The organism is Duganella margarita (assembly GCF_009857535.1).
GTDB lineage: Bacteria > Pseudomonadota > Gammaproteobacteria > Burkholderiales > Burkholderiaceae_D > Rugamonas > Rugamonas margarita.
On sequence record NZ_WWCS01000001.1, the window covers coordinates 516,607 to 540,804 of the forward strand.

The following is a 24,198-nucleotide window of genomic DNA, read 5'->3' on the forward strand; positions in this document are numbered from 1 at the left end:
GATGAGCTTACGCGAACGCCTGTCACACGCCGACGAAAGCCGCAACGGCAGCAACGGTCCGCCGGGCCTGGCCGCCGCGGCGTATCAGGAACTGAAGAAGAGCATGCACCAGATGATCCTGGACCGCATCGACCTGGAGCGGTTGAAGCGCCTGACGCCGGAGCAGTTCAAGCACGAGCTGGCGCTGCTGGTCCAGCGCATCATCGAGGAAGAACGCATCGTGCTCAATCAGCATGAGCGGCATAACCTGGTGCTCGACATCCAGCACGAGATGCTGGGCTTTGGTCCGCTGGAGCCGCTGCTGGCCGATCCCGGCGTGTCGGACATCCTGGTCAACACGGCCAGCAAGGTGTATGTAGAGCGAGCCGGAAAGCTGGAGTTGACCGAAACCACCTTCAACGACAACGCGCACCTGATGAAGATCATTGAGAAGATCGTCTCGCGCGTGGGCCGGCGCGTGGATGAATCCAGTCCGATGGTGGATGCGCGCCTGCCCGATGGCTCGCGCGTCAACGCCATCATCCCGCCGCTGGCGATCGATGGGCCGATCCTGTCGATCCGCCGCTTTGCCGTCAACCCGCTCAGCATCGACAACCTGCTGGCCTACCGCAGCCTGACGCCGCCGATGGTGCAGGTGTTGCAGGCGCTGGGGCAGGCCAAGGTCAATATCCTGATCTCCGGCGGCACCGGCTCCGGCAAGACCACCATGCTGAATGTGCTGTCCGGCTTTATTCCGGCGCACGAGCGTATTGTCACCATCGAGGATGCGGCCGAGCTGGCGCTGCGGCAGCCGCATGTGGTGCGGCTGGAGACGCGGCCGCCGAACATCGAAGGCAAGGGCGAGGTCAATCAGCGCTCGCTGGTGCGCAACGCACTGCGCATGCGGCCGGACCGCATCATCCTCGGCGAGGTGCGCGGCCCGGAAGCGCTCGACATGCTGCAGGCGATGAATACCGGCCACGAAGGTTCGCTGGCCACCATCCACTCCAATACGCCGCGCGACGCTTTGTCGCGGCTGGAGAATATGGTCGGCATGGCCGGCGTGAACCTGACGCCGCGCGCCACGCGCCAGCAGATCTGCTCTGCCGTGACGGTGGTGATGCAGGTGTCGCGCCTGACCGATGGCACGCGCAAGCTGGTCAGCCTGCAGGAAGTCACCGGCATGGAAGGCGAGGTGATTGCCATGCACGAGATTTTCCGTTTCGAGCAGAAGGGCGTGGATACGCAAGGCGCGGTGCAAGGCAGCTTCTACGCCACCGGCGTGCGGCCGCGCTTTGCCGACCGGCTGCGCATGTTCGGCGTGGGTGTGCCGGACAGCGTGTTCGATCCGGACCGGGTCTACGAGTAAGCGCCATGGACGGCGTGTTTACCGCCTTTGCCGTGCTGCTGTTCGCGGCCGTGATCCTGATGCTGGAAGGCGCCTGGCTGTGGTGGTCCGGTGCGCATGGCGGCGCGGCGCGGCGCATCGCCAAGCGTTTGCGGCTGATGGCCGCGACCGGGCAGGGCGGCATCGAGCGGGTGGATATCCTCAAGCGCCGCGTCTACAGCAGCCATCCGGCGCTGGACAGGCAACTGCGCCGCATCGCCCGACTGGCCGCGCTGGACCGCTTGCTGATGCAGGCCGGCGTGCGCTGGTCGGTGGCGCAGTTCCTCGGCGGTTCGCTGGTGATGATGGTGGTGGGACTGCTGTCGCCGACAATGTTCGCCATGCCGTTTTTGCTGGCGGTCGGCACGCTGGCTGGCGCCACAAGCCTGCCATGGTTGCTACTGATGCGCATCCGTGGCGCGCGCCTGCGCAAGCTGGAAGAGCAGCTGCCCGAGGCGGCGGACTTCCTCGGCCGCGCGCTGCGCGCCGGTCACTCCTTCGCCAACGTGATGCAGATGGTGGGCGAGGAACTGCCGGACCCGATCGCCAGCGAATTCAAGTTCGCTTACGAGGAGATCAACTACGGCGTGCCGATGAACGAAGCCCTGCACAACCTGGCGCTGCGCGTGCCGCTGACGGACTTGCGCTATCTGGTGATCGCCGTGCTGATACAGCGTGAATCCGGTGGCAACCTGGCCGAGGTGCTGGGCAATATCAGCCGCCTGATACGTTCGCGCCTGAAGCTGCTGGCTCAGGTGCGGGTGATGTCGGCCGAAGGCCGCATGTCGGCCTGGATTCTGGGCGTGCTGCCGCTGGGCGTGATGCTGCTGATGGTGATCTCCAATCCCGCCTACGTGCGCTTGCTGTGGACCGATCCGATCGGCGTCAAGCTGATGTGGTACGCGTTTGGCGTGGCGGTGTTTGGCGTGCTGTGGATGCGCAAGCTGATACGCATCCGCGTATGAAGGAGACGACGATGAATGGATCGCAGATCATCTTCCTGGCGATTGTGTTTTTGGTGGCTGCCGGTGTGGCGGTGGCGGTGCTGCTGGTGTTTTCGCCGCAGGCGCTGCGTGAACGCCTGACCGAGGTGGTGGAGCCGACCGGGGCGGCGCCGGACACTGTGGCCACCGGCTGGGTGGAAAAGGTGGCACATGTGGCGCAGCCGTTTTCGCGCCTGTCGCTGCCCGAAGAGGGCTGGGAGAAATCGGCGCTGCGCACGCGCTTCATGAATGCCGGCTGGCGCAGCGCGTCGGCGCCATCGCTATATTTTGCCGCCAAGACGGTGCTGGCGCTGGCGTTTCCCGCGAGCGTGGCGCTGGGCGGCGCTTTTGCGCTGAACGGGCCGCAAAAGGGATTCATGTACCTGTTGCTGCTGGTAGCGGGCATCGGCTACTACTTGCCCAATGCGGTGCTGGCGCATAAGGCGGCGGTGCGCTGCCGCGACATCTTCGAGAACTTCCCCGATGCGCTGGATTTGCTGACGGTGTGCGTGGAGGCGGGTCTGAGCCTGGAGCGCGCGCTGGCCAAGGTGGCCGGCGAGATTCACATCAAGAGCATGGCCCTGGCGCAGGAGCTGCAACTGGTGCTGATGGAAATGCGCGCCGGCTTTACCAAGGAGCGCGCCTTGCGCAACCTGGCCTTGCGCAGCGGCGTGGAGGATGTGGATACGCTGGTAGCGATGCTGATCCAGTCCGAGCGCTTCGGCACCAGCATGGGCGATTCGCTGCGCATCCATTCCGATAACCTGCGCAGCAAGCGCAGCGTACTGGCCGAGGAAGCCGCCGCCAAGATCGCGCTGAAGCTGCTGTTCCCGCTGATCTTCTGCATTTTCCCCACCCTGATGCTGGTGCTGATCGGCCCCGCCGGCATCCAGGTCTACCGCTTGATGCAGCAAACTCACTAGGATGCCATGATGAAGAGATCACTCCTCACCGCGTGCGCGCTGCTGGCGGCATGCAGTGGCGTGCAGGTTGTGGAGCCGGTGGCCGATGTCATCACGCCGCTGGAGCAGGCATGCATGCGCGATCCGCTCGACCCGGAGCGGTGGGAGCGGCTGGGTGCAGCGCTGGCCGTCGCTGGAGAGCGCGAACGCGCCGCCATCATGTATCTGCAGGCGGCGTCGCTGCGCTCTTATGATGTGCGGCAGGACTACGCCACGCTGAAGCAGGCGCGCGACGAAGCGGTGGGCGACAGCATGCCGCGCACGCAGATCAAGCGTCTCGGCCCGGCGCTGGTGGCGGTGCTGCGCAGCGCTGAGACAGTGGGAGGATCGGCGTCGGCGTCGGCGTCGGCGTCGGCGTCGGCGTCAGCGCCGGTGGTGCGGCTGGAGATCAGCAACGGTAACGGCGTGGCCGGCGCGGCGGCGCGGCTGGCGCGCTCACTGGAGGCGGACGGCGTTAAGACGGTGCGCTTGTCGAATCTGCGGCCGTTCGTGGTGCCGGTCAGCCGCATCGAGTATCCGCGCGAACAGCGGCTGGTGGCGCAGGCGCTGGGCCGGCGTCTCGGACTGCGGCTGGAGGAACGGCTGGAGCGGCGCGCCGGCCCGACGTATGTCGACATGCGCATCGTGCTCGGTCACGATATCCGGTATCTGAAATAAAAAAACCGTCCAGGAGGGATCACCTTCCGGACGGTAAAAAACACACCCATGTGTTTCCTGCTGTGCCGGTGTCACACACCGGCGCATTCCTTACTTCCAGCTCACGCTGCCCATGCCGCGTGCGCTGGCGTTACGCGTGGTCGGATTGCCGTACACCTTGGCCGACCCCATGCCCGTCAATTTCAGATTGGCGCTGGTCTTCGCATACACGGTGGCGCTGCCGAGGCCAGACATATCGATGTCGATGGCGTCGGCGCGCAGCTGCTGCGCGTCCAGACTCCCCACGCCGCCGAGGGAGGCGTGTAATTGCTTGGCCTGGCCTGTCATCTCGATGCGACCAGCGCCGTTCAGTTGCAGATCGATGTTGTCGCTGCTGCCGCCATTGACGGTGATGCCGCCCACGCCGCCCAGCCTGACATCGAGATTGCGATACTGTGCGTCGACTTTCACCGACCCCGCGCCTTCCAGCGAGAGGCGCAGATTGTCGCCGCTGAATCCACTCACTTCCGTCGATCCCACGCCGCCCGAAGTGACTGCGCGCAGATTCGGCAGCGTCAGTTCGGCGCGCAGTTCGCGCTTGTTCCCAAAGTGGACCGAATTCATTTTCTGGGTGCCGATGTGCAGCGTGTCGCCGCTTTGTTCGACCACCACTTTCTTGATGGCGTCCGGTTCGCCGTAAATCGTCAGCGCCGCCGGGCCTTGCTTCACTTTGATGCTGATGACCCCATCGAGTTCCAGCTTGACGGCGCGTGCATCCACACTGCGGCTCTCGCTGATGATGTCGTCGGCCAGCGCGGCGTGGCTGCCGCTGCTCAGTACCGCCGCCATCATTGCGGCCTTCAGGTAGGTTTTCATGATGCGCTCCGTCGGCTCGGTGGGGTTACAGTGCGGCTTTTTCTTCAGCGGTCAGGCGCTTGGCGGTGATGGTCACGGTGGGCATCTCGGTCGCTTCAGCTTTGACAGTGATGACTTCCGGTGCGCGCACGGCGGCGGTGGCGAAAGAGGTGGCGCTAGCGATGACGATGGCGGCGACGAAGATGGCTTCCATGTTTTTTGCGATGTTCATTTTGAGCTCCTTGTGGGTGGTTAGTTCGTTGCGTTGAGTGAACTATAGACAAGGGCACCCCGTCCATCCACCGGGATGTGACGAACTGCGAAAAACGGGGGACAGAATGCGTTTTAGCGGTGCGAAGCTGCGCCGCACAACAGCTGTTCGCTGGCGGCATAGGTCTGCGACAGCCAGGCCGAGACGGTTTTAAAGCGGGCGATTGAGCCGGCGTCGCGATGGCTCAGCAGCCAGATGTCGCGCAGCACCTCGACCTGGTCGCCGATGCGCTGCAAGCCTTGTTGCCGGCCCATGATGCACGGCAGCAGCGCCATGCCGACGCCGGCGTGGCAGGCGCGCACCATCGTGCTAAGGCTGTTCACCTTGAGCACTTTGCGCGGCGGCGGCGACATTGCGGCCAGCCATTGCATTTCGGTGGTGCCGGCCAGTTCGTCGGCGTAGGCGATCCACGGCTGGGTGCCCCAGCAGGCGCGCGGGGTATCGGCAAACTTCGGATGGCCGTAGACGGCAAAGCCGAGATCGCCCAGCTTGCGCATCACCAGCGCGGCGTCTTCGCCCGGCTGGCCCAGGCGCAGGGCGAAGTCGGCCTCGCGCCGGGTGAAGGACAGGTTCTGGTTTTCCGCCTGCAAGGTCAGTTGCAGATGCGGGTGCTCGGCGTGCAGCGCCGGCACGTGTTCCAGCAGCCAGTAGTCGAACAGGAAGTCGATCGAGGTGATGTTGACCGGGCCGGCGGTGGCGTCGGCTTCCTGCGATGAGGCTTGCAGCATGCTCTGGACATTGCCATACACCGCCTCGCCATGGGCGACAAAGGTCTTGCCGGCGTCGGTCAGCTGGTAGCCGGTGTTATCGCGGATGAACAGGCGCAGCTTCAGCGCCTTTTCGGCGGCGGCGATGCGGCGGCTGATGGTGGAGGCGTCCACACCCAGGTGGCGGCCGGTGGCGCTCATGCTGCCGCTGCGGGCCAGGGCCAGGATCAGCGGGATGTCGTTCCAGTCGAAGTCGGTACTAGTGGGCATGAGGGGGTCTGCATTTTTGCAAAGTGGCCTTGCAGGCTTGTCTGTTCCACAAACGTTGGCCAAGGCCTAAGATTCATTCCATCGCAGCTGCAGAACGAAAAGACTGTAGCACAACTACTGCTTATATATACATCGACCAAAAGGAATAAGATCATGAACGCCAACGTCAACCTGTCCCGCCGTACCGCGCTGTTCAACTCCGCCGGCGGCGCCGCCGCCGCCGTGGCCCTGCCGCTGGCTGCCCTGGGCTCCGCCGAAGCGCAAGCCGCGACCGCCAAGAGCGGCCCGGTGACCAAAACCGCCAGCACCATCACCACCCGCGACGGCGTCGAGATCTATTACAAGGACTGGGGCCCACGCAACGGCCAGCCAGTCGTGCTGAGCCACGGCTGGCCGCTGAATGCGGATAGCTGGGAATCGGCAGCGTTTTTCCTGGCCAATAACGGCTTCCGCGTGATTACCCACGACCGCCGCGGCCACGGCCGTTCGAGCCAGCCTTGGGACGGCAATGACATGGACCACTACGCCGACGACCTGGCGCAAGTGATCGAAGCGCTGAATCTGAACAACATCATCCTGGCCGGCTTTTCGACCGGCGGCGGCGAAGTGGCGCGCTATGTGGGCCGTCACGGCACCAAGCGCATCGCCAAGCTGGGCCTGATCTCGGCAGTGCCGCCACTGATGCTGAAAACCGCCGACAATCCAGACGGCACGCCGCTGGAAGTGTTTGACGGCCTGCGCGCCGCCTCGGTCAAGGATCGCGGCCAGCTGTACCTGGATCTGGCGTCCGGCCCGTTCTACAACTACAACCGTCCTGGCGCCAAACCATCGCAAGGCATCATCCAGGCCTGGTATGCGCAGGGTATGCAAGGTGGCTTCAAAAACACCTACGACTCGATCAAAGCCTTCTCGGAAACCGACTTCCGCGAAGACCTGAAAAAGTTCGACAAACCGACCCTGATCATCCACGGTGAAGACGACCAGATCGTGCCGATCAAAGCCGCGGGCATCGCCTCGGCCAAGATCGTGAAAAACGCCAAGCTGATCACCTACCCAGGTGCGCCACACGGTTTGACCGACACGCACAAAGAGCGTTTCAACAATGACTTCCTGGCTTTCGCCAAATCGTAATCGCCGATACGGCCCCGGTTGGGGCCGTATTTACATAACCTTGCATAGCGATACATTAATTTACCCGTAAATACTTGCCTTATCGAAAAAATTGTGGATGAAAAAGGACAAATTCGAATTGCAAGTGGTTTATTTTAACGGCCGCTGCCATGACTGTTTTTGACACGTTGGCGGCATTTCTATATTACTAATTCGAAAAAAAATGGCGGCAGATAGACGATAAATGCACGATTAAGACTGAAAGTTACCCTGTTGTTGCTTTGCAACGACGGCATTGGCATGAGTGTGGTTGAGTGCGGAAATAGGGGAATCTCTACATTGACGGAATTTTCCACGGGTGTTTCCATCATCCCGTTTGAGAAAAAATGTCTTTCTTAAACATTCACCAGCCAAAAAAAAAAGCCACTTCAGGGAGCAGTTCATGATGAAAGAAACAGTGCTGGCGCGTTCCGTGCGCCAGATGTTCGCAGGCGGTTTTGCCATCGCCACGTTGAGCGTGATGGCCCATGTGCAGGCGCAGGAAGCCCAAGGGCCGATCCAGCGCGTCGAGATTACCGGTTCCAGTATCAAACGTGCAACTGCCGAAACGGCATCGCCGGTTCAAGTCATTTCCCGCGATGATCTGATGAAGTCGGGCAAAGCCACCGTGGCCGACTACCTGCAAACCCTGACGGCAGACGGCGCCGGCTCGCTGCCGACCGGTTTCGGTAACGGTTTCGCCGCTGGCTCGACCGCCATTTCGCTGCGCGGCCTGGGTGCGACCTCGACCCTGGTGCTGCTGAACGGCCGCCGCATGGCGCCATTCGCCCGTGCCGATGACGGCCAGAAGAGCTTCACCGACCTGTCGACCGTGCCGATGCAAATCGTCGAGCGCATCGAGATCCTGAAGGACGGCGCGTCGTCCACCTACGGCGCGGATGCGATCGCCGGCGTGGTCAACATCATCCTGCGCAAGGACTTCACCGGCCTGACCTTCAAGGCCGACACCGGCGCGTCGCGCTACAGCGACGCCCAGCAGCACAAGGCCTCGATCACCTACGGCAAAGGCAGCCTGGACGAAGACAAGTACAACTTCGTGGTCAATGCCGAGTACTTCAAATCCGACCCGCTGATGAACAGCGACCGCAAGGACCGCGCCTACATCGGCAAGGGCGACCTGCGTCCGTATGGCTTCCCGATCGGCACCCAGTTCGCCTCCGGCTACATCAGCGGCAACAACAACGCCGCCGCCAGCCCGGTTGGCGCGATCCGCAACCCAACCACGCTGGACTACGTGTCGCTGCCAGGCTGCTCCAAGCTGTCGACCGCGTCGCCGCAAGATCCGAAGGGCGGCTGCCTGTGGTATCAGGACCAGTTCCGCTCGATGCAGCCGAACATCGAAGGCATCAACCTGTACACCCGCGGCACCTGGCAGGTCAACGAGAACACCCAGGCGTATGCGGAAGCTGGCTATTCGCAGCGTAACACCTCGTTCACGCTGACGCCGCCGTCGATCACCCCGACCGTGGCGTTCCCGCCCAACGCCACCAATCCGACCGGCGTGATCAACTACGGCTCCGGCGCCGGCACCACCATCGTGCTGGCCCCGTCGCACCCGCAGAACCCGTTCGGCGCCGCCGCCCGCGTGCGCTACAGCGCATTCGACGTCGGCCCAAGCACCCGCGCGGTGGACAACAACTTCACCCGCTTCGTGGTCGGCCTGAAAGGCTCGGCACTGGGCTGGGACTACGACACCGGCTTTACCCACTCCGAGTCCAAACTGGACCTGGACTACAGCAATATGCTGAACATGGCGGTGGTCAAGGCTGCGCTGGGCGATCCGACCAGCAAGTACTTCCCGTACTACATCGGCGACCAGGCCTCCAAAAACCCGGCCTCGCTGTATGCCGCGATGGTGACCCACGCTTATTCGCATTCGTCGACCAAGCTGGACATCATCGACTTCAAGGCCACCCGTTCGCTGATGACCCTGCCAGGTGGTGATCTCGGCCTGGCAATCGGCGCGGAACATCGCCGCGACAAGCTGTCGAACCCATCGCTGTCGGGCACCGAAAACGGCACCATCAACGCCAGCTACGTGGCGGCGTTTGGCGACACCAAAGTGTCGGCAGTCTCGGCCGAATTGTTGGCGCCGGTACTGCAAACGGTGGAATTGTCGGCCGCTGTACGCTACGACAAATACGACCGCTTCTCGTCGACCACGCCGAAAGCCGGGGTGAAATGGACCCCGGTGAAGAGCTTCGCGCTGCGCGGCACGTACTCGGAAGGTTTCCGCGCGCCGGGCCCTGCGGAAAACAGCGCCCAGTCGCAATCGACCGGCACCTCGACCGTGCGCGATCCGATCCGTTGCCCGAACGGCACGCCGTTGCCGGGCGCGACCTCGACCGACTGCGCGGCGTCCGTGGCAGCTGTCAAGATCGGCGATCCTAACCTGCGTCCGGAAACCTCGAAAGGCCTGACCCTGGGCCTGGTGTGGGATCCGCTGAACGACCTGTCGCTGTCGCTGGACGGCTGGAAGATCAAACGTTCCGACGAGATCAACCCGCTGCCGTACAACGAAGCGGCGGCCCTGCCGACCGCGATCCGCGCCGACAACAACCTGGTCATCAATGGCGCGGTGGTGCCGAACAGCGGCACGCTGCTGATCACCAAGGCGCCGTACCGCAACTCCAGCTTCACCGAAGTCAAAGGTGTCGACCTGGATGTGAAACAGCGTCTGCGTCTGGGCGACTATGGCCGCGGCAGCGTTGGCCTGACCTGGACCCACGTGGCATCGTGGATCCGCGCCGAGTCCGCCACCGTGCGTTACCAGTTCGCCGGCACCCACGGCAACTGCGATACCTCGAACTGCGCCGGTACGCCGAAAGACAAGATCAGCGTCAACGCATCGTGGGATCCGAACCAGGCGTGGAACTTCAGCGCCATCGCCAACTACCGTTCGGACATGAAGAACGTCCTGTTCGAAGGCGACCTGTGCGCATCGAAGCTGGCCAGCGGTGCGGACGCACCAAACGGTTGCAAAATCGCGTCGTTCACCACGGTTGACCTGTCGGCCCGCTGGAACGTGAGTAAGCAGTTCCAACTGTTCGCTTCGGTCAACAACGTGTTCGACAAAGTCGCGCCGCTGGATCCGCTGACCTACGGCGGCATGAGCTACAACCCGATGGATGCGAGCGGCGCCATCGGCCGTTACTTCAAAGTCGGCGCCAGCTACAAGTTCTTCTGATCGCTGCGTAGATCGAAAGAGCCGGGAACCATTCCCGGCTTTTTTTTTATTTTTAAAAATAGCTTGCTATTGAATAGTGTGCGATATATATTAAGCACATGGGCAGCGCAATACAGCCCGGCAAGACTGAAAATAATAGTTCACTACTTAATAGTTACCTAAATAAATGGAGCCTCTCATGAGCAACAATACCCAAGACCAAGTCAGCCTGTCCCGTCGTTCCGCAATGTTCAGTGGCGCTGGCGCCGCAGTAGCCGCTGTTGCCGTGCCCCTGGCCGCGCTGGCTGGCGGTAGTGCAGAAGCCGCTCCAGTGGCAGCGGGCAAAAGCCTGGTGACCAAAACCGCCAGCACCATCACCACCCGCGACGGCGTCGAGATCTATTACAAAGACTGGGGCCCACGCAACGGCCAACCAGTCGTGCTGAGCCACGGCTGGCCGCTGAATGCGGACAGCTGGGAATCGGCAGCGTTTTTCCTGGCCAATAACGGCTTCCGCGTGATTACCCACGACCGCCGCGGCCACGGCCGTTCGAGCCAGCCTTGGGACGGCAACGACATGGACCACTACGCCGACGACCTGGCGCAAGTGATCGAAGCGCTGAACCTGAACAACATCATCCTGGCCGGCTTCTCGACCGGCGGCGGCGAAGTGGCGCGCTATGTGGGCCGTCACGGCACCAAGCGCATCGCCAAGCTGGGCCTGATCTCGGCAGTGCCGCCGCTGATGCTGAAAACCGCCGACAATCCGGACGGCACGCCGCTGGAAGTGTTTGACGGCCTGCGCGCCGCCTCGGTCAAGGATCGCGGCCAGCTGTACCTGGATCTGGCGTCCGGCCCGTTCTACAACTACAACCGTCCTGGCGCTAAACCATCGCAAGGCATCATCCAGGCCTGGTATGCACAGGGTATGCAAGGCGGCTTCAAGAACACCTACGACTCGATCAAAGCCTTCTCGGAAACCGACTTCCGTGAAGACCTGAAAAAGTTCGACAAGCCGACCCTGATCATCCACGGTGAAGACGACCAGATCGTGCCGATCAAAGCCGCCGGCATCGCCTCGGCCAAGATCGTCAAACACGCCAAGCTGATCACCTACCCAGGTGCGCCACACGGTTTGACCGATACGCACAAAGAGAAGTTCAACAACGACTTCCTGGCCTTCGCCAAATCGTAATCGCAAGTAAACCCCGCGAACAATCGCGGGTTTTTTTTATGCCAGCCGGGCGCGCAAGAAGTTGACCGTGCGCTGCCAGGCCAGCTTGGCGGCGGCCTCGTCGTAGCGCGGCGTGGTGTCGTTGTTGAAGCCGTGTTCGACGCCGGGATAGACGTGGTACTCATAGTGCACGCCAGCTTCCTTCAAGGCTTTTTCGTAGGCCGGCCAACCGGCGCGGATGCGTTCGTCCTTGCCGGCATCGTGGATCAGCAGATGCGCCTTGATGCGCGCCGCGTCTTCCGCCTTCGGCTGGGCGCCGTAGAACGGCACCGCCGCCAGCAGATCCGGCAGCTGCGTCGCCAGATAGTTAGCGATGCCGCCGCCGTAGCAGAAGCCCACCACGCCCAGCTTGCCGTTGCCTTCCGGCTGCTGTTGCAGCCAGCGCGCGGCGGCGACGAAATCGGCGCGCGTCTTGGTCTGGTCCAGCTTGCCGAACAGGTCGCGCGCCTTGTCCTCGTCGCCCGGATAGCCGCCCAGCGGGAACAGCGCGTCCGGCGCAAAGCCGATAAACCCGTCCAGCGCCAGGCGGCGCGCGATGTCTTCGATATGCGGATTGAGGCCGCGATTCTCGTGCACCACCAGCACCGTCGGCAGCTTGCCCTTGGCGCCGGCCGGCGAGACCAGATACCCGCGCACCTTGCCATTGCCCTGCGGCGACGGCAGCTCGACATAGCGGGCGGTGATGCGCTTGTCGTCCGGCGTGACAATCGGCGCCGCAAAGCTCGGGCTCAGCGTGGCCAGCAGGCCGGCCGCCGTCGTGCCACCCACCGCATAACGGGTGGCGGACGACAGGAAACCCCGGCGGCTGATGCCGCCGTGCACGTACTGGTCAAACAGCTTGAGAACTTCCGGATCAAAATCGGCGGCGGTCTTGCGGGTCATGTCTCGGCTCCATTTAATAATAAAGTGAGACCAGTGTAGCCTACAGACTCATTTCCAGCCGCACCGAGAAGCGCGTGTACGCATCGTTATTGCTGTAGCGGCGCAGCGTCTGGTTGGCGCCGTAGTACTCGTTGATGCTGTTGCTGTCCTTCGCCAGCAGATTGTCGATGCTGAAGACCAGGCGCTGCGTGGCGTTGACCTTCCAGTTGGCGTTGGCGTTCAGCGTGAAGCGGCTGGACTGGTAGGTGCGCTGCGTCAGGTTGTTGCGGAACCAGTCGCCGGGCAGCCAGTTGGCGTCCAGGTTCAGCTTGACTGGTACATCGGTCAAGCCATAGCCGGCGCCCAGCTTGGCGCGCCATGGCAGCTGGCCTTCCAGGCGGTTGTCCGGCCCCGGCAGATCGCGCAGTTCGGAATGCGCGTAACCGACGCTGCCTTGCAGATCCAGATTCGGCGCCGTCTTCCACAGATCGCGCATGGCCAGGCGGCCTTCCAGATTGATGCCACGCAGCGTGGCGTCACCCAGATTGGCCGGACGTATCACATAGCGCGGCACGGTCGCCCAGGCAACGTTTTCCAGCGTCAGTTCGGTGCCGATCTTGTGCGTGATATCGCGCGTGTAGAACTCGATCTTGGCTTCGCTGCTGGCGCCCAGACCGTGGGCATAAGACAGGTTGATGCCCAGCGAACGCTCCGGCAGCAAATACGGATTGCCCGCGCTGTCGGCCGTGTCCAGCGTATTGGCGCCGCACAGTGCGCGGTCGTAGCAGGGCGCCAGGGGGGTGATGCTCGGATGCAGCAGCAGCTGGCCGGTTTCGGGCGCCTGGAAGGTGCGGGCCACCGAAGCGCGCAGCTGACGTTTGCTGTCGCCGCCAATCTTGTACGCCACGTGCGCCGATGGCGACCAGATGCTGAAGCGCGGATTGTTGTGCACATTGCCCTCGTCCAGCTCGTGCGTACGCCGCTCGTAGACAGCCCCAGGTTGACGGACAGGTTCTTGCTCACCCGCCATTCATCCTGCGCGAAAAACTGATGCTGCGCCACGCGCGTGTGGTTGCTGGTCCCCAGCACCGCCTGGCTCAGGTCGGGCAGGCCGTCGATCAGGTCGGTGTAATCGATGTCGCTGTCGTTGCGGATCAGCTTCAGGCCGGCGGAGAAATCGTGGCCGTCGCTGAATGCCGTCTTGAAGGTCAGGTCCAGCAAGCGGTTGGTCATATCGCGGTCCTGGTCTTGCGCGCGCAAATGATCGCCCTCGGTTGACCAGTCTTCCATGCGCTGGCCGGTGGTGGTCCTGCGCGTGCGGTTGAGGCGCGCCTTCAGCGACAGGCTGCTTTGCGGGCTGACGGTCCAGTCCCAGCCAAGCGGCAAGCCGATGGACGTCAGGCGATCGCGCTGCTGCCGCCCGATGGACAGGGTGCTGCTATCGGCCCATAGCCGCTGTTCCTGGCCCCGTGTCTTGACGCCGAAATAGGTTGCCTCCGGGCTGATCGACAGCTTGTGCCCGGGATTGACGGTCCAGGCGATATCGCTGCTGGCCAGCAGGGTTTCCATGCGATTGACGCTGGTGCTGTCGCCGCGCAATTGCGGCGTTGGCGCGGCCGTGCCCAGGCTCTGTGTCTGCTGGTACTGTTCGGCGCTGGGCGTCGTGCGGCTGCTCGCGTTCAGCATGAAGTTGTAGCTCAACGGCAGATTGGACGGCAGCTGATTGCTCATCAGCATAGCGTTGGCGCCGCCGTAGCCGGACGCCGTGGTGCCGCCGGCGCGCAACTGCGTCATCGCCTTGCGCGCGGCCTTGCGGCGGATGATATTGATGGTGCCGGCAATGCCGAACGGCCCGGTCGCCGCAGTGGCCGACTTGATAATCTCGATCTTCTCCACCTGCGCCAGATCCATCGCGGCCGGATCAATGACGCTGAAGTTCGGTTGGCCGTCGACCAGCATTTGCGTGTAGCCCGGCAGTCCGAGCAGTCCCAGCGTGCCGTTCTTGCCGACGGTGATGGCCGGCTCGCGCCGCAGCGCATCGCCGACGCTTTGCTGGCCACTTTCCTCCAGCGTCTTGCGGCTGATGATGAGTTTGCCGGCGACGAAATCGCGGCTCGCTTCCACATCGGTCTGACCATTCACCACCACTTTTTGCGGACTGTCATCCGCGTACACCTGCGTCGATGCCAGCAGCATCAGGCAGCAATATTTCACCTTCATTGCACTATTGTCTATTGAGAAAACAATATTATTGCATGAAATAAAGATGCCAAAAAGAAAATCTCAGCAGGTGGTTAGCGGCATTTTTCGATGGTGGTGGCACTGGGGGTATCGCTGCGACGGCGGACCGAGGCGGTGGACAGCACGCGCAGGATCGTTTCCCTCGGCACATCATGCGCCTCCAGAAACGCCCACGCCGTCGCCGCGCCACTGAGTGCATCGATGACGACTGCCTGCTCGACAGCCTCGGAAAACCGTTGATTGATACGGGATTGCATAGTTCTCACCTTGAGGAATTGCTCACGGGGTTGGGTGAGAGCTACAGCTACTGGATGCGCGGTGGTTAGGCGCAGGTAGCAAACTAGAAGCATTAACTATAGCAATTCTTTAACAGTTTCAGGATGCATATCTTCAATCGTACATGGGCAATTGATAGTGTGTATAGAAGGCCCGCAAGACGATGAATAGTCGAAATTTACAGCTATAAGGCTGTAAATAATAAATACAGTTTTTGAGTTGTATTTAAAATTTACAGCTTCTATACTGTAAAGACAGATGAAAGGCCCGACCAATGGATTATCCGATTCGAACTTTGCAGCAGATACGGCCGCTACTCGTCGGCTTCCGAAAGCGGGCAGGCTTGTCACAGGCCGAGGTGGCGGCGTTGCTCGGGGTGACGCAGCAGACTTACGCGAAGATTGAGGCGAACCCTACCGCGACCAGCGTGGAACGGTTATTCACAATCCTGCGACTGCTGGGCAGTGAAATCGTATTGGTACAACGTGGTGAGTCAAACGACGACATGGCGGTAGATACGGTGCCGGACCCAGCGCAAGCACGGCTACCTCTGCCCGCGCTCAAGTCAAAGAGGGCGAGCGTGGCTGCGCCTTCCAAAGTGACACCGCCGTCCAAGAAGACGGAGCGCTGGTAGCATGGGCCGGCGAGCGCACGCGCAGCGATTGAATATCTGGCTCAACGGCTCGCCGGTTGGTTACTGGGATGCCTCGGCCGGCGGGAATACGCTGACCTATTTTGATGAGTGGATTGACGATGAGCAGGGCCGTCCGCTCTCGCTTTCCCTGCCTTTCCAACCTGGCAATGCACCGTATCGCGGCCAGGTGGTGCAAAACTATTTTGATAATCTGCTGCCCGACAGCGATGTCATACGCCGCCGGATCGCGCAGCATTTCAGGACAGCGGGCACGGAGCCTTATCAGCTGCTGGCCGCTGTCGGACGCGATTGCGTCGGCGCGATTCAGCTGCTGCCGGCAGATGAATCGCCCACCGATCTCTTTTCGATCAGCAGTGAGCCTTTGGATGACCACGGTGTCGCGACGCTGCTGCGGCACATTTTGTCGGATCGGCCGTTGGGGCAAGGGGACGAGGCGGATGACCTCCGGTTGTCGATTGCCGGCGCGCAGGAGAAGAGCGCGCTACTGTGGCATGAAGGCCAGTGGCAACGGCCGCTCGGAAGTACGCCGACGACGCACATTCTCAAGCTACCGCTTGGCCTCGTTGGCGCAATGCAGGCGGACATGCGCACCTCCGTCGAGAATGAATGGCTGTGTTCGCGCATCATGCAGGCATTCGGATTACCGGTCGCACGCTGCGAGATTATGCATTTCGAGGATATGAAAGTGCTGGCGGTTGAGCGTTTCGACCGCCGGCTGGCGGCAGACAGCAGCTGGATCGTGCGCCTGCCGCAAGAAGATTTTTGCCAGGCCACTGGCACCTCTCCGCTGCACAAGTACCAAGCGGATGGCGGGCCGGGGATCAGCAAGATCATGGAAATCCTGTTGGGGTCGGAACAGGCGGAACAAGATCGTTTGAACTTCTTCAAAACTCAGCTGGTGTTCTGGCTGCTGGCGGCCACCGATGGGCATGCGAAGAACTTCAGCATTTTCCACTTACCCGGAGGCCGCTACCAGGCGACGCCGCTATACGATGTGCTCTCCGCACATCCCATTATCGGGCCGGGCGCGAACAATGTGGCGCCGCAGAAGGCGAAGCTGGCGATGGCTGTGCGGGGTTCGCAAAACTACTACCACCTTCAGCAGATACAGCGTCGCCACTGGCTGAATCACGCCAAGCTGGTCGGCCTGGGCGCCGCTGCAGCGGAAGCGGCGATTGCTGACGTGCTCAGTGCCGTTGATGGTGTCGTGGACTCAATCGCTACCGAGATTCCCACCGGGTTCCCGGCAGATCTGGTTGAGTCGATCCTTCGAGGCTTGGTGCAGCAACGGGATCACTTGGCGCAGATGTAGTTTTGAGGTGGATATCCCTATGCGGAATGTACTCGCGTATAACCTGTTGAGCTTGACCTCGGGCAGGTTAGACAGGCTGAGTTGCCAAATCGTGGTCCAAAAAGGGGACCTTACTTCGCCGCAAGCGAAGGCGTAAAAAAACCCGGAGATCCCCTATGAAGCAGGCGATTTCCGGGTTTTTTCGCTCGTTGTCTACAACGCCATTTGGTGCCGACTGCCGGTTTCGAACTGGCCACCTGATGATTACAAATCAACTGCTCTACCAAATGAGCTAAGTCGGCGTGACTTTTACGGTGCGAATTATACGCTATTTAATACGCGTAAGGGTGGGGCGGCCGCCCTTTTTGGGTGGGTCGGTGTCGTCGCCGGGCGGGGCTGGCGGCTCGGTTTTGACGTCGGCCGAGGCGCTTGGCACGGCCGATAACACCGGCGCGACCGGCGCTGCCGGCGCGTCTTCTACTGCGTCCGTGGCCGGCGCCGAAGCCTGGCCCAGTTGCGGTTCGAACGCCATGCCCTGGCCGTTTTCGTTGGCGTAGATCGCCATCACGTTGTTGACCGGGACGTAGATTTCGCGCGAGACGCCGCCGAAGCGGGCGTGGAAGCGGATGCTGTCGTTGTCCATCTTCAGGCCCGAGGTGGCGCCGAAGCTGATGTTGAGCACGATTTCGCCCTTCTTCACGTATTCCATCGGCACCGTGGTGCCGGCGTCGACTTTGACCGCGAGGTAGGGGGTGTAGCCGCTGTCCGTGCACCATTCATAGATGGCGCGCAGCAGGTAGGGCTTGGTTGAGATTTCAGACATGGGATTCCAGACTGCGGTAAAGCACGGCGCGCCGCCCGCCGGGGCCGGCAAACGCGCCGCAGTACTTCGACTAAACGGGTAGCGTCCGATTAACGGCGCATGACCTTTTCCGACGGCGTCAGCGCTTCGATGTAGGCCGGACGCGAGAAGATGCGCTCGGCATATTTCATCAGCGGGGCGGCGGTCTTCGACAGTTCGATGCCGTAGTGATCCAGACGCCACAGCAGCGGCGCCACGGCCACGTCCAGCATCGAGAATTCATCACCCAGCATGTACTTGTTCTTCAGGAACAGCGGTGCCAGCGTGGTCAGGCGGTCGCGGATTTCGGCGCGCGCCTTGTCGTGGCTCTTGTCGTTGCCCTTGGCGCGTTCGCTTTCCAGCGTGTGCACGTGGACGAACAGTTCTTTTTCGAAGTTGAACAGCATCAAGCGGGCACGGGCGCGCATCAGCGGATCGGCCGGCATCAGCTGCGGGTGCGGGAAGCGCTCGTCGATGTACTCGTTGATGATGTTCGATTCGTACAGGATCAGTTCGCGCTCGACCAGAATCGGCACCTGACCATACGGGTTCATGGTCGAGATGTCTTCTGGTTTGTTGAACAGGTCGACATCGCGCACTTCAAAGTCCATGCCTTTTTCAAACAGGACCAGGCGGCAGCGTTGCGAGAATGGGCAGGTCGTGCCCGAGTAGAGAACCATCATGTTTATCGTTCCTTAGAAGAACAAAAGGGGGTGGGCCGCGAACGGATCACCCCATATCGGCCCGTCAATATGCGGGCTTCGCAAAACAAGCGCCGGCCAGCCGGCGCTCTCGTCTTATTTCACCTCTTTCCAGAACGACGCATTCAAGCGCCATGCCAGGAAGGCGAACAGGGCCATAAACAATACCACCACGGCACCTAATTTTTTGCGGGTCTGCGCAGCAGGCTCCGCCATCCACTCCATGTAGCCGACCAGGTCGGCCACGGCGGTGTCAAATTCCAGCTTTTGCAGTTTACCCGGAGTGACCTGCTCAAATCCAGCAAACTGATGAATCATTTTGCCGTGTTCGTGCGGATCGGGTACTTCTTTCATGACCACTTTCTGCACGCCTTGCAATTCCCACAACACATGCGGCATCGCCACATTGTTGACCACCAGGTTGTTCCAGCCGGTCGGGCGGGTGTCGTCCTGGTAGAAGGTGCGCAAATACGTGTACAGGTAGTCGCTGCCGCTGCCGGCGCCCGAGGCCTTGGCGCGCTGGATCACCGATAAATCCGGCGGCACCACGCCAAACCAGGCTTTGGCGTCGGCCGGCTTCATGGTGGTGGTCATCATTTCCCCCACCTTGTCGCCGGTAAACAGCAGATTGGCCTTGATTTGCTCCTCGCTCAGGCCCAGGTCTTTCAGGCGGTTGTAGCGCATCGAGGACGCATTATGACAGTTTAAGCAGTAATTGACGAACAGTTTGGCGCCGTGCTGCAGCGCCGCCATGTTATTCGAGCGGTCCGGCGCCTTGTCGAGCGCCACGCCACCTTCATTGGCCAGCGCCAGGCCGGGCAAGAGTGCCAGAATGGCAAGCAGTCGTTTCGGGAAGTTCATGTGTTGTCCTTTATGTACTTTGGCGGTCAGTGGGCGTGGAAGACCACGCGGTCCGGAACCTTCTTGAACGTGCCCATGGCGCTCCACCATGGCATGAACAGGAAGAAGCTAAAGTACAGCAGGGTGCACACTTGCGAAACGATGGTGCGGGCGTCGGTCGGCGGCAGCGTGCCGAGGTAGCCCAGGGTCAGGAACGACAGGAAGAACACGGCGTACACATACTTGTGCCAGCTCGGGCGGTAGCGGATCGACTTGACCGGCGATTTGTCCAGCCACGGCAGGAAGGCCAGGATCACCACCGAGCCGCCGAAGAACACCACGCCCCAGAACTTGGCGTCCAGCACCTGCGGCAGCATGCCGATGATGGCCAGCAGCGCGATCACGGCGATGATGATCTTGGTCAGGCTGGCCAGGCGCGACTTGAGCCAGACGAACACCACGTAGGCCGCCACGAAGAACATCAGCACCCACATGAAGTCGGCGGTGGTGGCGCGCAGCACCGAGTAGAACGCGGTGAAGTACCAGGTCGGGGCGATGTGCAGCGGGGTTTTCAGCGAGTCGCCCGGCAGGAAGTTGTTGTACTCGAGGAAGTAGCCGCCCATTTCCGGCGCGAAGAACACCACCGCGCTGAAGATCAGCAGAAACACCGAGACGCCGAACAGGTCGTGCACCGTGTAGTACGGGTGCGACGGGATCGAGTCGACCGGGTGGCCGTCCGGGCCCAGGTTCTCTTTGACCTCGATGCCGTCCGGGTTGCTGGAACCGATTTCGTGCAGCGCGATCAGGTGCGCCGCCACCAGGCCCAGCAGCACCAGCGGGATGGCGATCACGTGGAAGGCGAAGAAGCGGTTCAGGGTGGCGTCGGACACCACGTAGTCGCCGCGGATCCACAGCGACAAATCCGGGCCGATGAATGGAATCGCGCCGAACAGGTTGACGATCACCTGCGCGCCCCAGTACGACATCTGGCCCCATGGCAGCAGGTAGCCGAAGAACGCTTCGGCCATCAGGCACAGGAAGATGGCGAAGCCGAACAGCCAGATCAGCTCACGCGGCTTGCGGTACGAGCCGTACAGCAGCCCGCGCGTCATGTGCAGGTAGATGATGATGAAGAACGACGAGGCGCCGGTCGAGTGCATATAGCGCACCAGCCAGCCCCACGGCACTTCGCGCATGATGTATTCGACCGAGCCGAAGGCCAGGTTGGCGTCCGGCTTGTAGTGCATGGTCAGGAAGATGCCGGTGACGATTTGCAGCACTAGCACCAGCATCGCCAGCGAGCCGAAGATGTACCAGAAATTGAAGTTTTTCGGGGCGTAGTACTTGCCCCATTGGTCGTTCCACAGCTTGGTCAGCGGAAAGCGGTCATCGACCCAGCCCAGCGCTTTTTGCGCTGCCGGCGCGTCGGCCGGGAATTTTGTCTCCTTGAATGCCATCTTATGCCTCGCCTTTCTCGTCTTTACCGATGACCAGCTTGGTGTCGCTCAAAAACATATAGCGCGGAACTTGCAGATTGTCCGGCGCCGGTTTGTTCTTAAATACACGGCCAGCCATGTCGAAAGTCGAGCCGTGGCAAGGGCAGAGGAAGCCACCTTCCCAGTCGTCCGGCAGCGAGGGCTGCGGGCCGGGCGTGAACTTGGACGAGGGAGAACAGCCCAGGTGGGTACAGATGCCGACCGCCACCATGAGCTCGGGCTTGCGCGAGCGCCATTCGTTGCGGGCGTATTCGGGGGTAAATTCGTCGGGGTTGCGCTTGGAGTCGGCGTCGGCGACCTTGCCGTCGGTCTTCTTGAGCGACGCGATCATTTCCGGCGTGCGCTTGATGATCCAGACCGGCTTGCCGCGCCATTCGACGGTTTTCATTTCGCCGGCGTTGAGGGTGGAAATATCCACTTCGACCGGTGCGCCGGCGGCTTTCGCGCGCTCCGACGGCTGGAAGGTGCTTACCAATGCTCCGGCGGTGGCCAGACCTACGACACCGCCTGCCGCGCCGGTCGCAACCAGCAATCCGCGACGGCCTGAATCGACCTGCTTTTCGTTACTCATACAAACCCCAATCAGTCAAAGTGCGAACAAAATCTCGAGAACTGTGTACAAACCTGAAGCTGAAAACTGGATAGCACGAAATCCCGCCACCTTACATGAGAAGGTATGCGAGATGCAACTCTTTACACCAACGTTGCTCGATTCCCAAGTTTAGCCAGGTTAACTGCGGTTCCCGGTGCGATGATAGAGGCTGGGGGTATGAGCCGAAATTGATGTAGGTCAATTTATAGCGTAATTCGGCTTGCAAATGCGTAAACGACAAGCGTGTTTGGAATCCAATTGAAAAAATAGTATGATCCAAGCGCAGTTTTGTTCACAATTGACCACACAGCGAGGATAAAAAAATGGCAATGATGCAGGAATTCAAAGAGTTCGCGATGAAGGGCAATGTGGTCGATCTGGCGGTCGGCGTGATCATCGGCGGCGCCTTCGGCAAGATCGTCGATTCGCTGGTGGCCGACATCATCATGCCGCCGATCGGCAAGCTGTTCGGCGGGCTGGACTTCGCCAACTACTACATTCCGCTGAACGGCCAGGCCGCCACCTTGAGCCTGGCGGAAGCAAAGAAACTGGGCGCCGTGTTCGCATACGGGAATTTTGCTACTATCCTGTTGAACTTTATCATTCTGGCGTTTGTGATCTTCCAGATGGTGCGCATCATGAACAAGGCGCGCAACCTGGGCATCAAGCGTGACGAGGCGGCCGCGGCCGCTGTGCCGCCACCACCACCGCCGGAAGATATCGTGCTGCTGCGCGAAATTCGCGATTCCCTGAAAAAATAATTGAAAGCCGCCCCCCGAGCGGCAGGCTGGACTACGATGCGACGACTCTGGTTATTGTTTGCGCAAACGGTGACCGTCGTATTGGCACTGTATTTCGTTTACACGGCGGTGGGCCGCGAGCGCCCGGCGCCGGTGCGCGTGCAGCAAATGGGCAGCACCGACCATCCGGCCGCGATGCTGGAGGCCGGGCCGTCCAAGCCGCCGCTGTCGGCCGGCGGCTCGTACCGGGCGGCGGCGGCGCGCGCCATGCCGGCGGTGGTCAACATCATCACCAGCAAGGCGCCCAAGCGCGGCAAGCATCCGCTGCTGCGCGATCCCTTCTTCAAGAAATTCTTCGACAACCGCGACCGTGACGACGACGACGAGGAGTCCAGCCTGGGCTCGGGCGTGATCGTGTCGGCGCAGGGCTACATCCTGACCAACAACCACGTGGTCGAGGGCGCCGACGAAATCGAAGTGGTGCTGGCCGATGGCCGCAAGGCCGCCGCCAAGCTGGTCGGCACCGATCCGGAGACCGACCTGGCCGTCATCAAGATCAGCCTCGACAAGCTGCCGGTGATCGTGCTGGGGCAGGCCGAGCAGGTCCAGGTGGGCGACGTGGTGCTGGCCATCGGCAATCCGTTCGGCGTCGGCCAGACAGTGACCATGGGGATTATTTCCGCGCTCGGCCGCAACAACCTGCACATCAACCATTTCGAGAACTTCATCCAGACCGATGCGGCGATCAACTTCGGCAACTCGGGCGGGGCGCTGGTGGATGCCGGCGGCAACCTGCTGGGCATCAATTCGGCGATTTATTCGCAAACCGGCGGCTCGGTGGGGATCGGCTTTGCGATTCCGGTGTCGACCGCCAAGAACGTGATGGAAGCCATCATCAAGACCGGCCACGTGGTGCGCGGCTGGATCGGCGTGGAAAGCCAGGAAATCACGCCCGAGCTGGCCGCCAGCTTCGGCCTGCAGCGCCAGAGCGGCGCCATCATCGCCGGCGTGGTGCGCAACGGCCCGGCCGACAAGGGCGGCATCCGCCCCGGCGACATCCTGCTGTCGGTGGACGGCAAGCCGGTGGCCGACACCAACAGCATGCTCAATCTCATCGCCCAGCTGGCGCCGGGCGGAAAAGCTAAAATGACGGTCCTGCGGAAGAGCAAAGAAACCACGCTCGACATCACGGTCGGCAAGCGCCCGCCCAATACGAAATAAGGACTGTAATGCATCTGCGTGACCTGACCCAATACCTGCGCGAACTGGCGGACAACAACAACCGTCCGTGGTTCATCATGAACAAGCCGCGCTACGACATCCTGCGCGAAGAATTCCTGGCCGTGGTGACGCAGATGATTGCCGAACTAGGCAAGTTTGATCCGCAGGTCAAGTTCAGCAATCCGAAAAAGGCGATGTTCCGCATCAACCGCGACGTCCGCTTTGCGCACGACAAAAGTCCGTACAAGACGCGTTTTTCGGCGGCGGTGGCGCCCAACGACATGCGCCGTCCCAGCAAGGCGGGCGGGCCGACCTACTACATGCAGATCGACGGCAGCGGCCGCATGCTGTTCGGCGCCGGCGAATACATGCCGCCGCCGCACCGCCTGAAAGCGCTGCGCCAACACATGGTGGAGGACGCGGCCGGCTTCCGCAAGGTGCTGAAGAACAAGAAACTGGTGGCGACGTTTGGCGACATCCAGAACGAAGGCAAGCTGATGCGCCCGCCGAAGGGTTTCGATCCGGAGCATGAGCACATCGAGTACATCAAGCTGAAGAGTTTCTTCATCTGGACCGAGATCGAGCTGCCGCTGAACCAGCCTGAAAAGCTGGTGCCGCTGCTGGCCGCCGGCCTGAAGGACGCCTACCCGCTGGTGCAGTGGATGCGCGAGGCGAAGGAAGAGCCGGTCGAAGAATAATCCGGGGTCAGATACCGTCTTGAATAGCAAGCCCTTTCGCCAGGTAATTGGGGTCAAAGGGCTTGTTTGTTTTGATGACGCCGTAAATGAAATGCGCCAGCTTATGCATGACGGCGCCGATGACG

At 61.5% G+C, this 24,198-nt stretch carries 22 protein-coding genes, 1 tRNA gene and 1 pseudogene; 12 read left to right on the forward strand and 12 right to left on the reverse strand.

The window, feature by feature from the left end:
- The first annotated feature begins 1 nt into the window (after window position 1).
- Genes GTP55_RS02375 through GTP55_RS02390 form a run of 4 tightly spaced genes read left to right on the forward strand, consistent with a single transcriptional unit; the run spans window position 2 to window position 3,968 of the window.
- Window positions 2-1,348: a TadA family conjugal transfer-associated ATPase gene (locus GTP55_RS02375; RefSeq protein WP_161043366.1), complete on the forward strand. Its 1,347-nt coding sequence runs from the start codon at window positions 2-4 to the stop codon at window positions 1,346-1,348.
- A 5-nt stretch (window positions 1,349-1,353) separates the two neighbouring features.
- Window positions 1,354-2,331 (forward strand): type II secretion system F family protein, encoded by a 978-nt coding sequence (locus GTP55_RS02380; RefSeq protein WP_161043367.1) that lies wholly within the window; start codon window positions 1,354-1,356, stop codon window positions 2,329-2,331.
- Between the two features lie 11 nt (window positions 2,332-2,342).
- Entirely contained in the window at window positions 2,343-3,272 is a 930-nt protein-coding gene (locus GTP55_RS02385; RefSeq protein WP_161043368.1) for a type II secretion system F family protein, read from the forward strand.
- Between the two features lie 9 nt (window positions 3,273-3,281).
- Entirely contained in the window at window positions 3,282-3,968 is a 687-nt protein-coding gene (locus GTP55_RS02390; protein WP_161043369.1) for a LytR C-terminal domain-containing protein, read from the forward strand.
- Between the two features lie 90 nt (window positions 3,969-4,058).
- Here the strand turns inward: GTP55_RS02390 and GTP55_RS02395 are convergent, their stop codons facing one another.
- The 3 genes from GTP55_RS02395 to GTP55_RS02405 form a co-directional block, all read right to left on the reverse strand.
- On the reverse strand, window positions 4,059-4,823 hold the full coding sequence (locus tag GTP55_RS02395; RefSeq protein WP_161043370.1) for a GIN domain-containing protein: 765 nt from the start codon (window positions 4,821-4,823) through the stop codon (window positions 4,059-4,061).
- Window positions 4,824-4,848: 25 nt separating this feature from the next.
- Window positions 4,849-5,034 (reverse strand): hypothetical protein, encoded by a 186-nt coding sequence (locus GTP55_RS02400; protein WP_161043371.1) that lies wholly within the window; start codon window positions 5,032-5,034, stop codon window positions 4,849-4,851.
- Window positions 5,035-5,147: 113 nt separating this feature from the next.
- The gene (locus tag GTP55_RS02405) at window positions 5,148-6,050 is read right to left on the reverse strand and encodes a LysR family transcriptional regulator (RefSeq protein ID WP_161043372.1); all 903 of its coding nucleotides are present in this window, start codon (window positions 6,048-6,050) and stop codon (window positions 5,148-5,150) included.
- A gap of 153 nt (window positions 6,051-6,203) precedes the next feature.
- Here GTP55_RS02405 and GTP55_RS02410 point away from each other — a divergent pair, with 153 nt between their 5' ends.
- The 3 genes from GTP55_RS02410 to GTP55_RS02420 all read left to right on the forward strand — a co-directional run bounded on the left by GTP55_RS02410 (window position 6,204) and on the right by GTP55_RS02420 (window position 11,581).
- Window positions 6,204-7,181 (forward strand): alpha/beta fold hydrolase, encoded by a 978-nt coding sequence (locus tag GTP55_RS02410; RefSeq protein WP_161043373.1) that lies wholly within the window; start codon window positions 6,204-6,206, stop codon window positions 7,179-7,181.
- A 421-nt stretch (window positions 7,182-7,602) separates the two neighbouring features.
- On the forward strand, window positions 7,603-10,407 hold the full coding sequence (locus GTP55_RS02415) for a TonB-dependent receptor (RefSeq protein ID WP_229257699.1): 2,805 nt from the start codon (window positions 7,603-7,605) through the stop codon (window positions 10,405-10,407).
- 178 nt (window positions 10,408-10,585) lie between these two features.
- Window positions 10,586-11,581, forward strand: coding sequence for an alpha/beta fold hydrolase (locus GTP55_RS02420; protein WP_161043374.1), 996 nt, complete (start codon window positions 10,586-10,588; stop codon window positions 11,579-11,581).
- A 36-nt stretch (window positions 11,582-11,617) separates the two neighbouring features.
- Here the strand turns inward: GTP55_RS02420 and GTP55_RS02425 are convergent, their stop codons facing one another.
- The 3 genes and pseudogenes from GTP55_RS02425 to GTP55_RS02440 all read right to left on the reverse strand — a co-directional run bounded on the left by GTP55_RS02425 (window position 11,618) and on the right by GTP55_RS02440 (window position 14,979).
- Complete coding sequence (locus tag GTP55_RS02425; protein WP_161043375.1) at window positions 11,618-12,502, reverse strand: dienelactone hydrolase family protein; 885 nt, start codon at window positions 12,500-12,502, stop codon at window positions 11,618-11,620.
- 40 nt (window positions 12,503-12,542) lie between these two features.
- Window positions 12,543-14,701 (reverse strand): annotated as a pseudogene (locus GTP55_RS30330) (TonB-dependent receptor).
- A gap of 74 nt (window positions 14,702-14,775) precedes the next feature.
- Window positions 14,776-14,979 carry a hypothetical protein gene (locus GTP55_RS02440; RefSeq protein WP_161043378.1) on the reverse strand — a complete coding sequence of 68 codons (204 nt, stop codon included), beginning with the start codon at window positions 14,977-14,979 and terminating at the stop codon, window positions 14,776-14,778.
- 293 nt (window positions 14,980-15,272) lie between these two features.
- Between GTP55_RS02440 and GTP55_RS02445 the strand changes: the two genes are divergently transcribed.
- Both GTP55_RS02445 and GTP55_RS02450 read left to right on the forward strand, forming a co-directional pair.
- Window positions 15,273-15,632: a helix-turn-helix transcriptional regulator gene (locus GTP55_RS02445; RefSeq protein WP_161043379.1), complete on the forward strand. Its 360-nt coding sequence runs from the start codon at window positions 15,273-15,275 to the stop codon at window positions 15,630-15,632.
- A 1-nt stretch (window position 15,633) separates the two neighbouring features.
- On the forward strand, window positions 15,634-16,965 hold the full coding sequence (locus tag GTP55_RS02450) for a type II toxin-antitoxin system HipA family toxin (RefSeq protein ID WP_161043380.1): 1,332 nt from the start codon (window positions 15,634-15,636) through the stop codon (window positions 16,963-16,965).
- Window positions 16,966-17,170: 205 nt separating this feature from the next.
- Here GTP55_RS02450 and GTP55_RS02455 read toward each other — a convergent pair.
- From GTP55_RS02455 to petA, 6 genes are all read right to left on the reverse strand, one after another.
- Window positions 17,171-17,246 (reverse strand) — tRNA-Thr (locus GTP55_RS02455).
- Between the two features lie 26 nt (window positions 17,247-17,272).
- Window positions 17,273-17,767 (reverse strand): ClpXP protease specificity-enhancing factor, encoded by a 495-nt coding sequence (locus tag GTP55_RS02460; protein ID WP_161043381.1) that lies wholly within the window; start codon window positions 17,765-17,767, stop codon window positions 17,273-17,275.
- Window positions 17,768-17,856: 89 nt separating this feature from the next.
- On the reverse strand, window positions 17,857-18,468 hold the full coding sequence (locus tag GTP55_RS02465; RefSeq protein WP_072788101.1) for a glutathione S-transferase N-terminal domain-containing protein: 612 nt from the start codon (window positions 18,466-18,468) through the stop codon (window positions 17,857-17,859).
- 114 nt (window positions 18,469-18,582) lie between these two features.
- A complete protein-coding gene (locus GTP55_RS02470; RefSeq protein WP_161043382.1) occupies window positions 18,583-19,347 on the reverse strand; it encodes a cytochrome c1 in 765 nt (254 codons plus the stop codon).
- A gap of 26 nt (window positions 19,348-19,373) precedes the next feature.
- Window positions 19,374-20,783, reverse strand: a complete 1,410-nt coding sequence (locus GTP55_RS02475; protein WP_161043383.1) for a cytochrome b — start codon at window positions 20,781-20,783, stop codon at window positions 19,374-19,376.
- A 1-nt stretch (window position 20,784) separates the two neighbouring features.
- Window positions 20,785-21,393 (reverse strand): ubiquinol-cytochrome c reductase iron-sulfur subunit, encoded by a 609-nt coding sequence (gene petA, locus GTP55_RS02480; RefSeq protein ID WP_161043384.1) that lies wholly within the window; start codon window positions 21,391-21,393, stop codon window positions 20,785-20,787.
- A gap of 344 nt (window positions 21,394-21,737) precedes the next feature.
- Between petA and mscL the strand changes: the two genes are divergently transcribed.
- From mscL to GTP55_RS02495, 3 genes are read left to right on the forward strand one after another with little or no spacing between them, the layout of a single operon-like run.
- Window positions 21,738-22,175, forward strand: coding sequence for a large conductance mechanosensitive channel protein MscL (mscL, locus tag GTP55_RS02485; protein WP_161043385.1), 438 nt, complete (start codon window positions 21,738-21,740; stop codon window positions 22,173-22,175).
- Window positions 22,176-22,211: 36 nt separating this feature from the next.
- The gene (locus GTP55_RS02490; RefSeq protein WP_161043386.1) at window positions 22,212-23,375 is read left to right on the forward strand and encodes a Do family serine endopeptidase; all 1,164 of its coding nucleotides are present in this window, start codon (window positions 22,212-22,214) and stop codon (window positions 23,373-23,375) included.
- A gap of 8 nt (window positions 23,376-23,383) precedes the next feature.
- A complete protein-coding gene (locus GTP55_RS02495) occupies window positions 23,384-24,073 on the forward strand; it encodes a DUF2461 domain-containing protein (RefSeq protein WP_161043387.1) in 690 nt (229 codons plus the stop codon).
- Window positions 24,074-24,198: the final 125 nt, after the last annotated feature.

Excerpts from the sequence above, each read along its gene's own strand:
- GTP55_RS02425 (WP_161043375.1), bottom strand. The coding sequence starts at position 12,502 with ATGACCCGCAAGACCGCCGCCGATTTTGATCCGGAAGTTCTCAAGCTG.
- GTP55_RS02390 (WP_161043369.1), top strand. The coding sequence starts at position 3,282 with ATGAAGAGATCACTCCTCACCGCGTGCGCGCTGCTGGCGGCATGCAGT.
- GTP55_RS02445 (WP_161043379.1), top strand. The coding sequence starts at position 15,273 with ATGGATTATCCGATTCGAACTTTGCAGCAGATACGGCCGCTACTCGTC.
- GTP55_RS02420 (WP_161043374.1), top strand. The coding sequence starts at position 10,586 with ATGAGCAACAATACCCAAGACCAAGTCAGCCTGTCCCGTCGTTCCGCA.
- GTP55_RS02415 (WP_229257699.1), top strand. The coding sequence starts at position 7,603 with ATGATGAAAGAAACAGTGCTGGCGCGTTCCGTGCGCCAGATGTTCGCA.
- GTP55_RS02470 (WP_161043382.1), bottom strand. The coding sequence starts at position 19,347 with ATGAACTTCCCGAAACGACTGCTTGCCATTCTGGCACTCTTGCCCGGC.
- GTP55_RS02395 (WP_161043370.1), bottom strand. The coding sequence starts at position 4,823 with ATGAAAACCTACCTGAAGGCCGCAATGATGGCGGCGGTACTGAGCAGC.
- GTP55_RS02385 (WP_161043368.1), top strand. The coding sequence starts at position 2,343 with ATGAATGGATCGCAGATCATCTTCCTGGCGATTGTGTTTTTGGTGGCT.
- GTP55_RS02400 (WP_161043371.1), bottom strand. The coding sequence starts at position 5,034 with ATGAACATCGCAAAAAACATGGAAGCCATCTTCGTCGCCGCCATCGTC.
- GTP55_RS02450 (WP_161043380.1), top strand. The coding sequence starts at position 15,634 with ATGGGCCGGCGAGCGCACGCGCAGCGATTGAATATCTGGCTCAACGGC.
- GTP55_RS02380 (WP_161043367.1), top strand. The coding sequence starts at position 1,354 with ATGGACGGCGTGTTTACCGCCTTTGCCGTGCTGCTGTTCGCGGCCGTG.
- GTP55_RS02465 (WP_072788101.1), bottom strand. The coding sequence starts at position 18,468 with ATGATGGTTCTCTACTCGGGCACGACCTGCCCATTCTCGCAACGCTGC.
- GTP55_RS02475 (WP_161043383.1), bottom strand. The coding sequence starts at position 20,783 with ATGGCATTCAAGGAGACAAAATTCCCGGCCGACGCGCCGGCAGCGCAA.
- petA (WP_161043384.1), bottom strand. The coding sequence starts at position 21,393 with ATGAGTAACGAAAAGCAGGTCGATTCAGGCCGTCGCGGATTGCTGGTT.
- mscL (WP_161043385.1), top strand. The coding sequence starts at position 21,738 with ATGGCAATGATGCAGGAATTCAAAGAGTTCGCGATGAAGGGCAATGTG.
- GTP55_RS02495 (WP_161043387.1), top strand. The coding sequence starts at position 23,384 with ATGCATCTGCGTGACCTGACCCAATACCTGCGCGAACTGGCGGACAAC.
- GTP55_RS02460 (WP_161043381.1), bottom strand. The coding sequence starts at position 17,767 with ATGTCTGAAATCTCAACCAAGCCCTACCTGCTGCGCGCCATCTATGAA.
- GTP55_RS02405 (WP_161043372.1), bottom strand. The coding sequence starts at position 6,050 with ATGCCCACTAGTACCGACTTCGACTGGAACGACATCCCGCTGATCCTG.
- GTP55_RS02375 (WP_161043366.1), top strand. The coding sequence starts at position 2 with ATGAGCTTACGCGAACGCCTGTCACACGCCGACGAAAGCCGCAACGGC.
- GTP55_RS02410 (WP_161043373.1), top strand. The coding sequence starts at position 6,204 with ATGAACGCCAACGTCAACCTGTCCCGCCGTACCGCGCTGTTCAACTCC.
- GTP55_RS02440 (WP_161043378.1), bottom strand. The coding sequence starts at position 14,979 with ATGCAATCCCGTATCAATCAACGGTTTTCCGAGGCTGTCGAGCAGGCA.
- GTP55_RS02490 (WP_161043386.1), top strand. The coding sequence starts at position 22,212 with ATGCGACGACTCTGGTTATTGTTTGCGCAAACGGTGACCGTCGTATTG.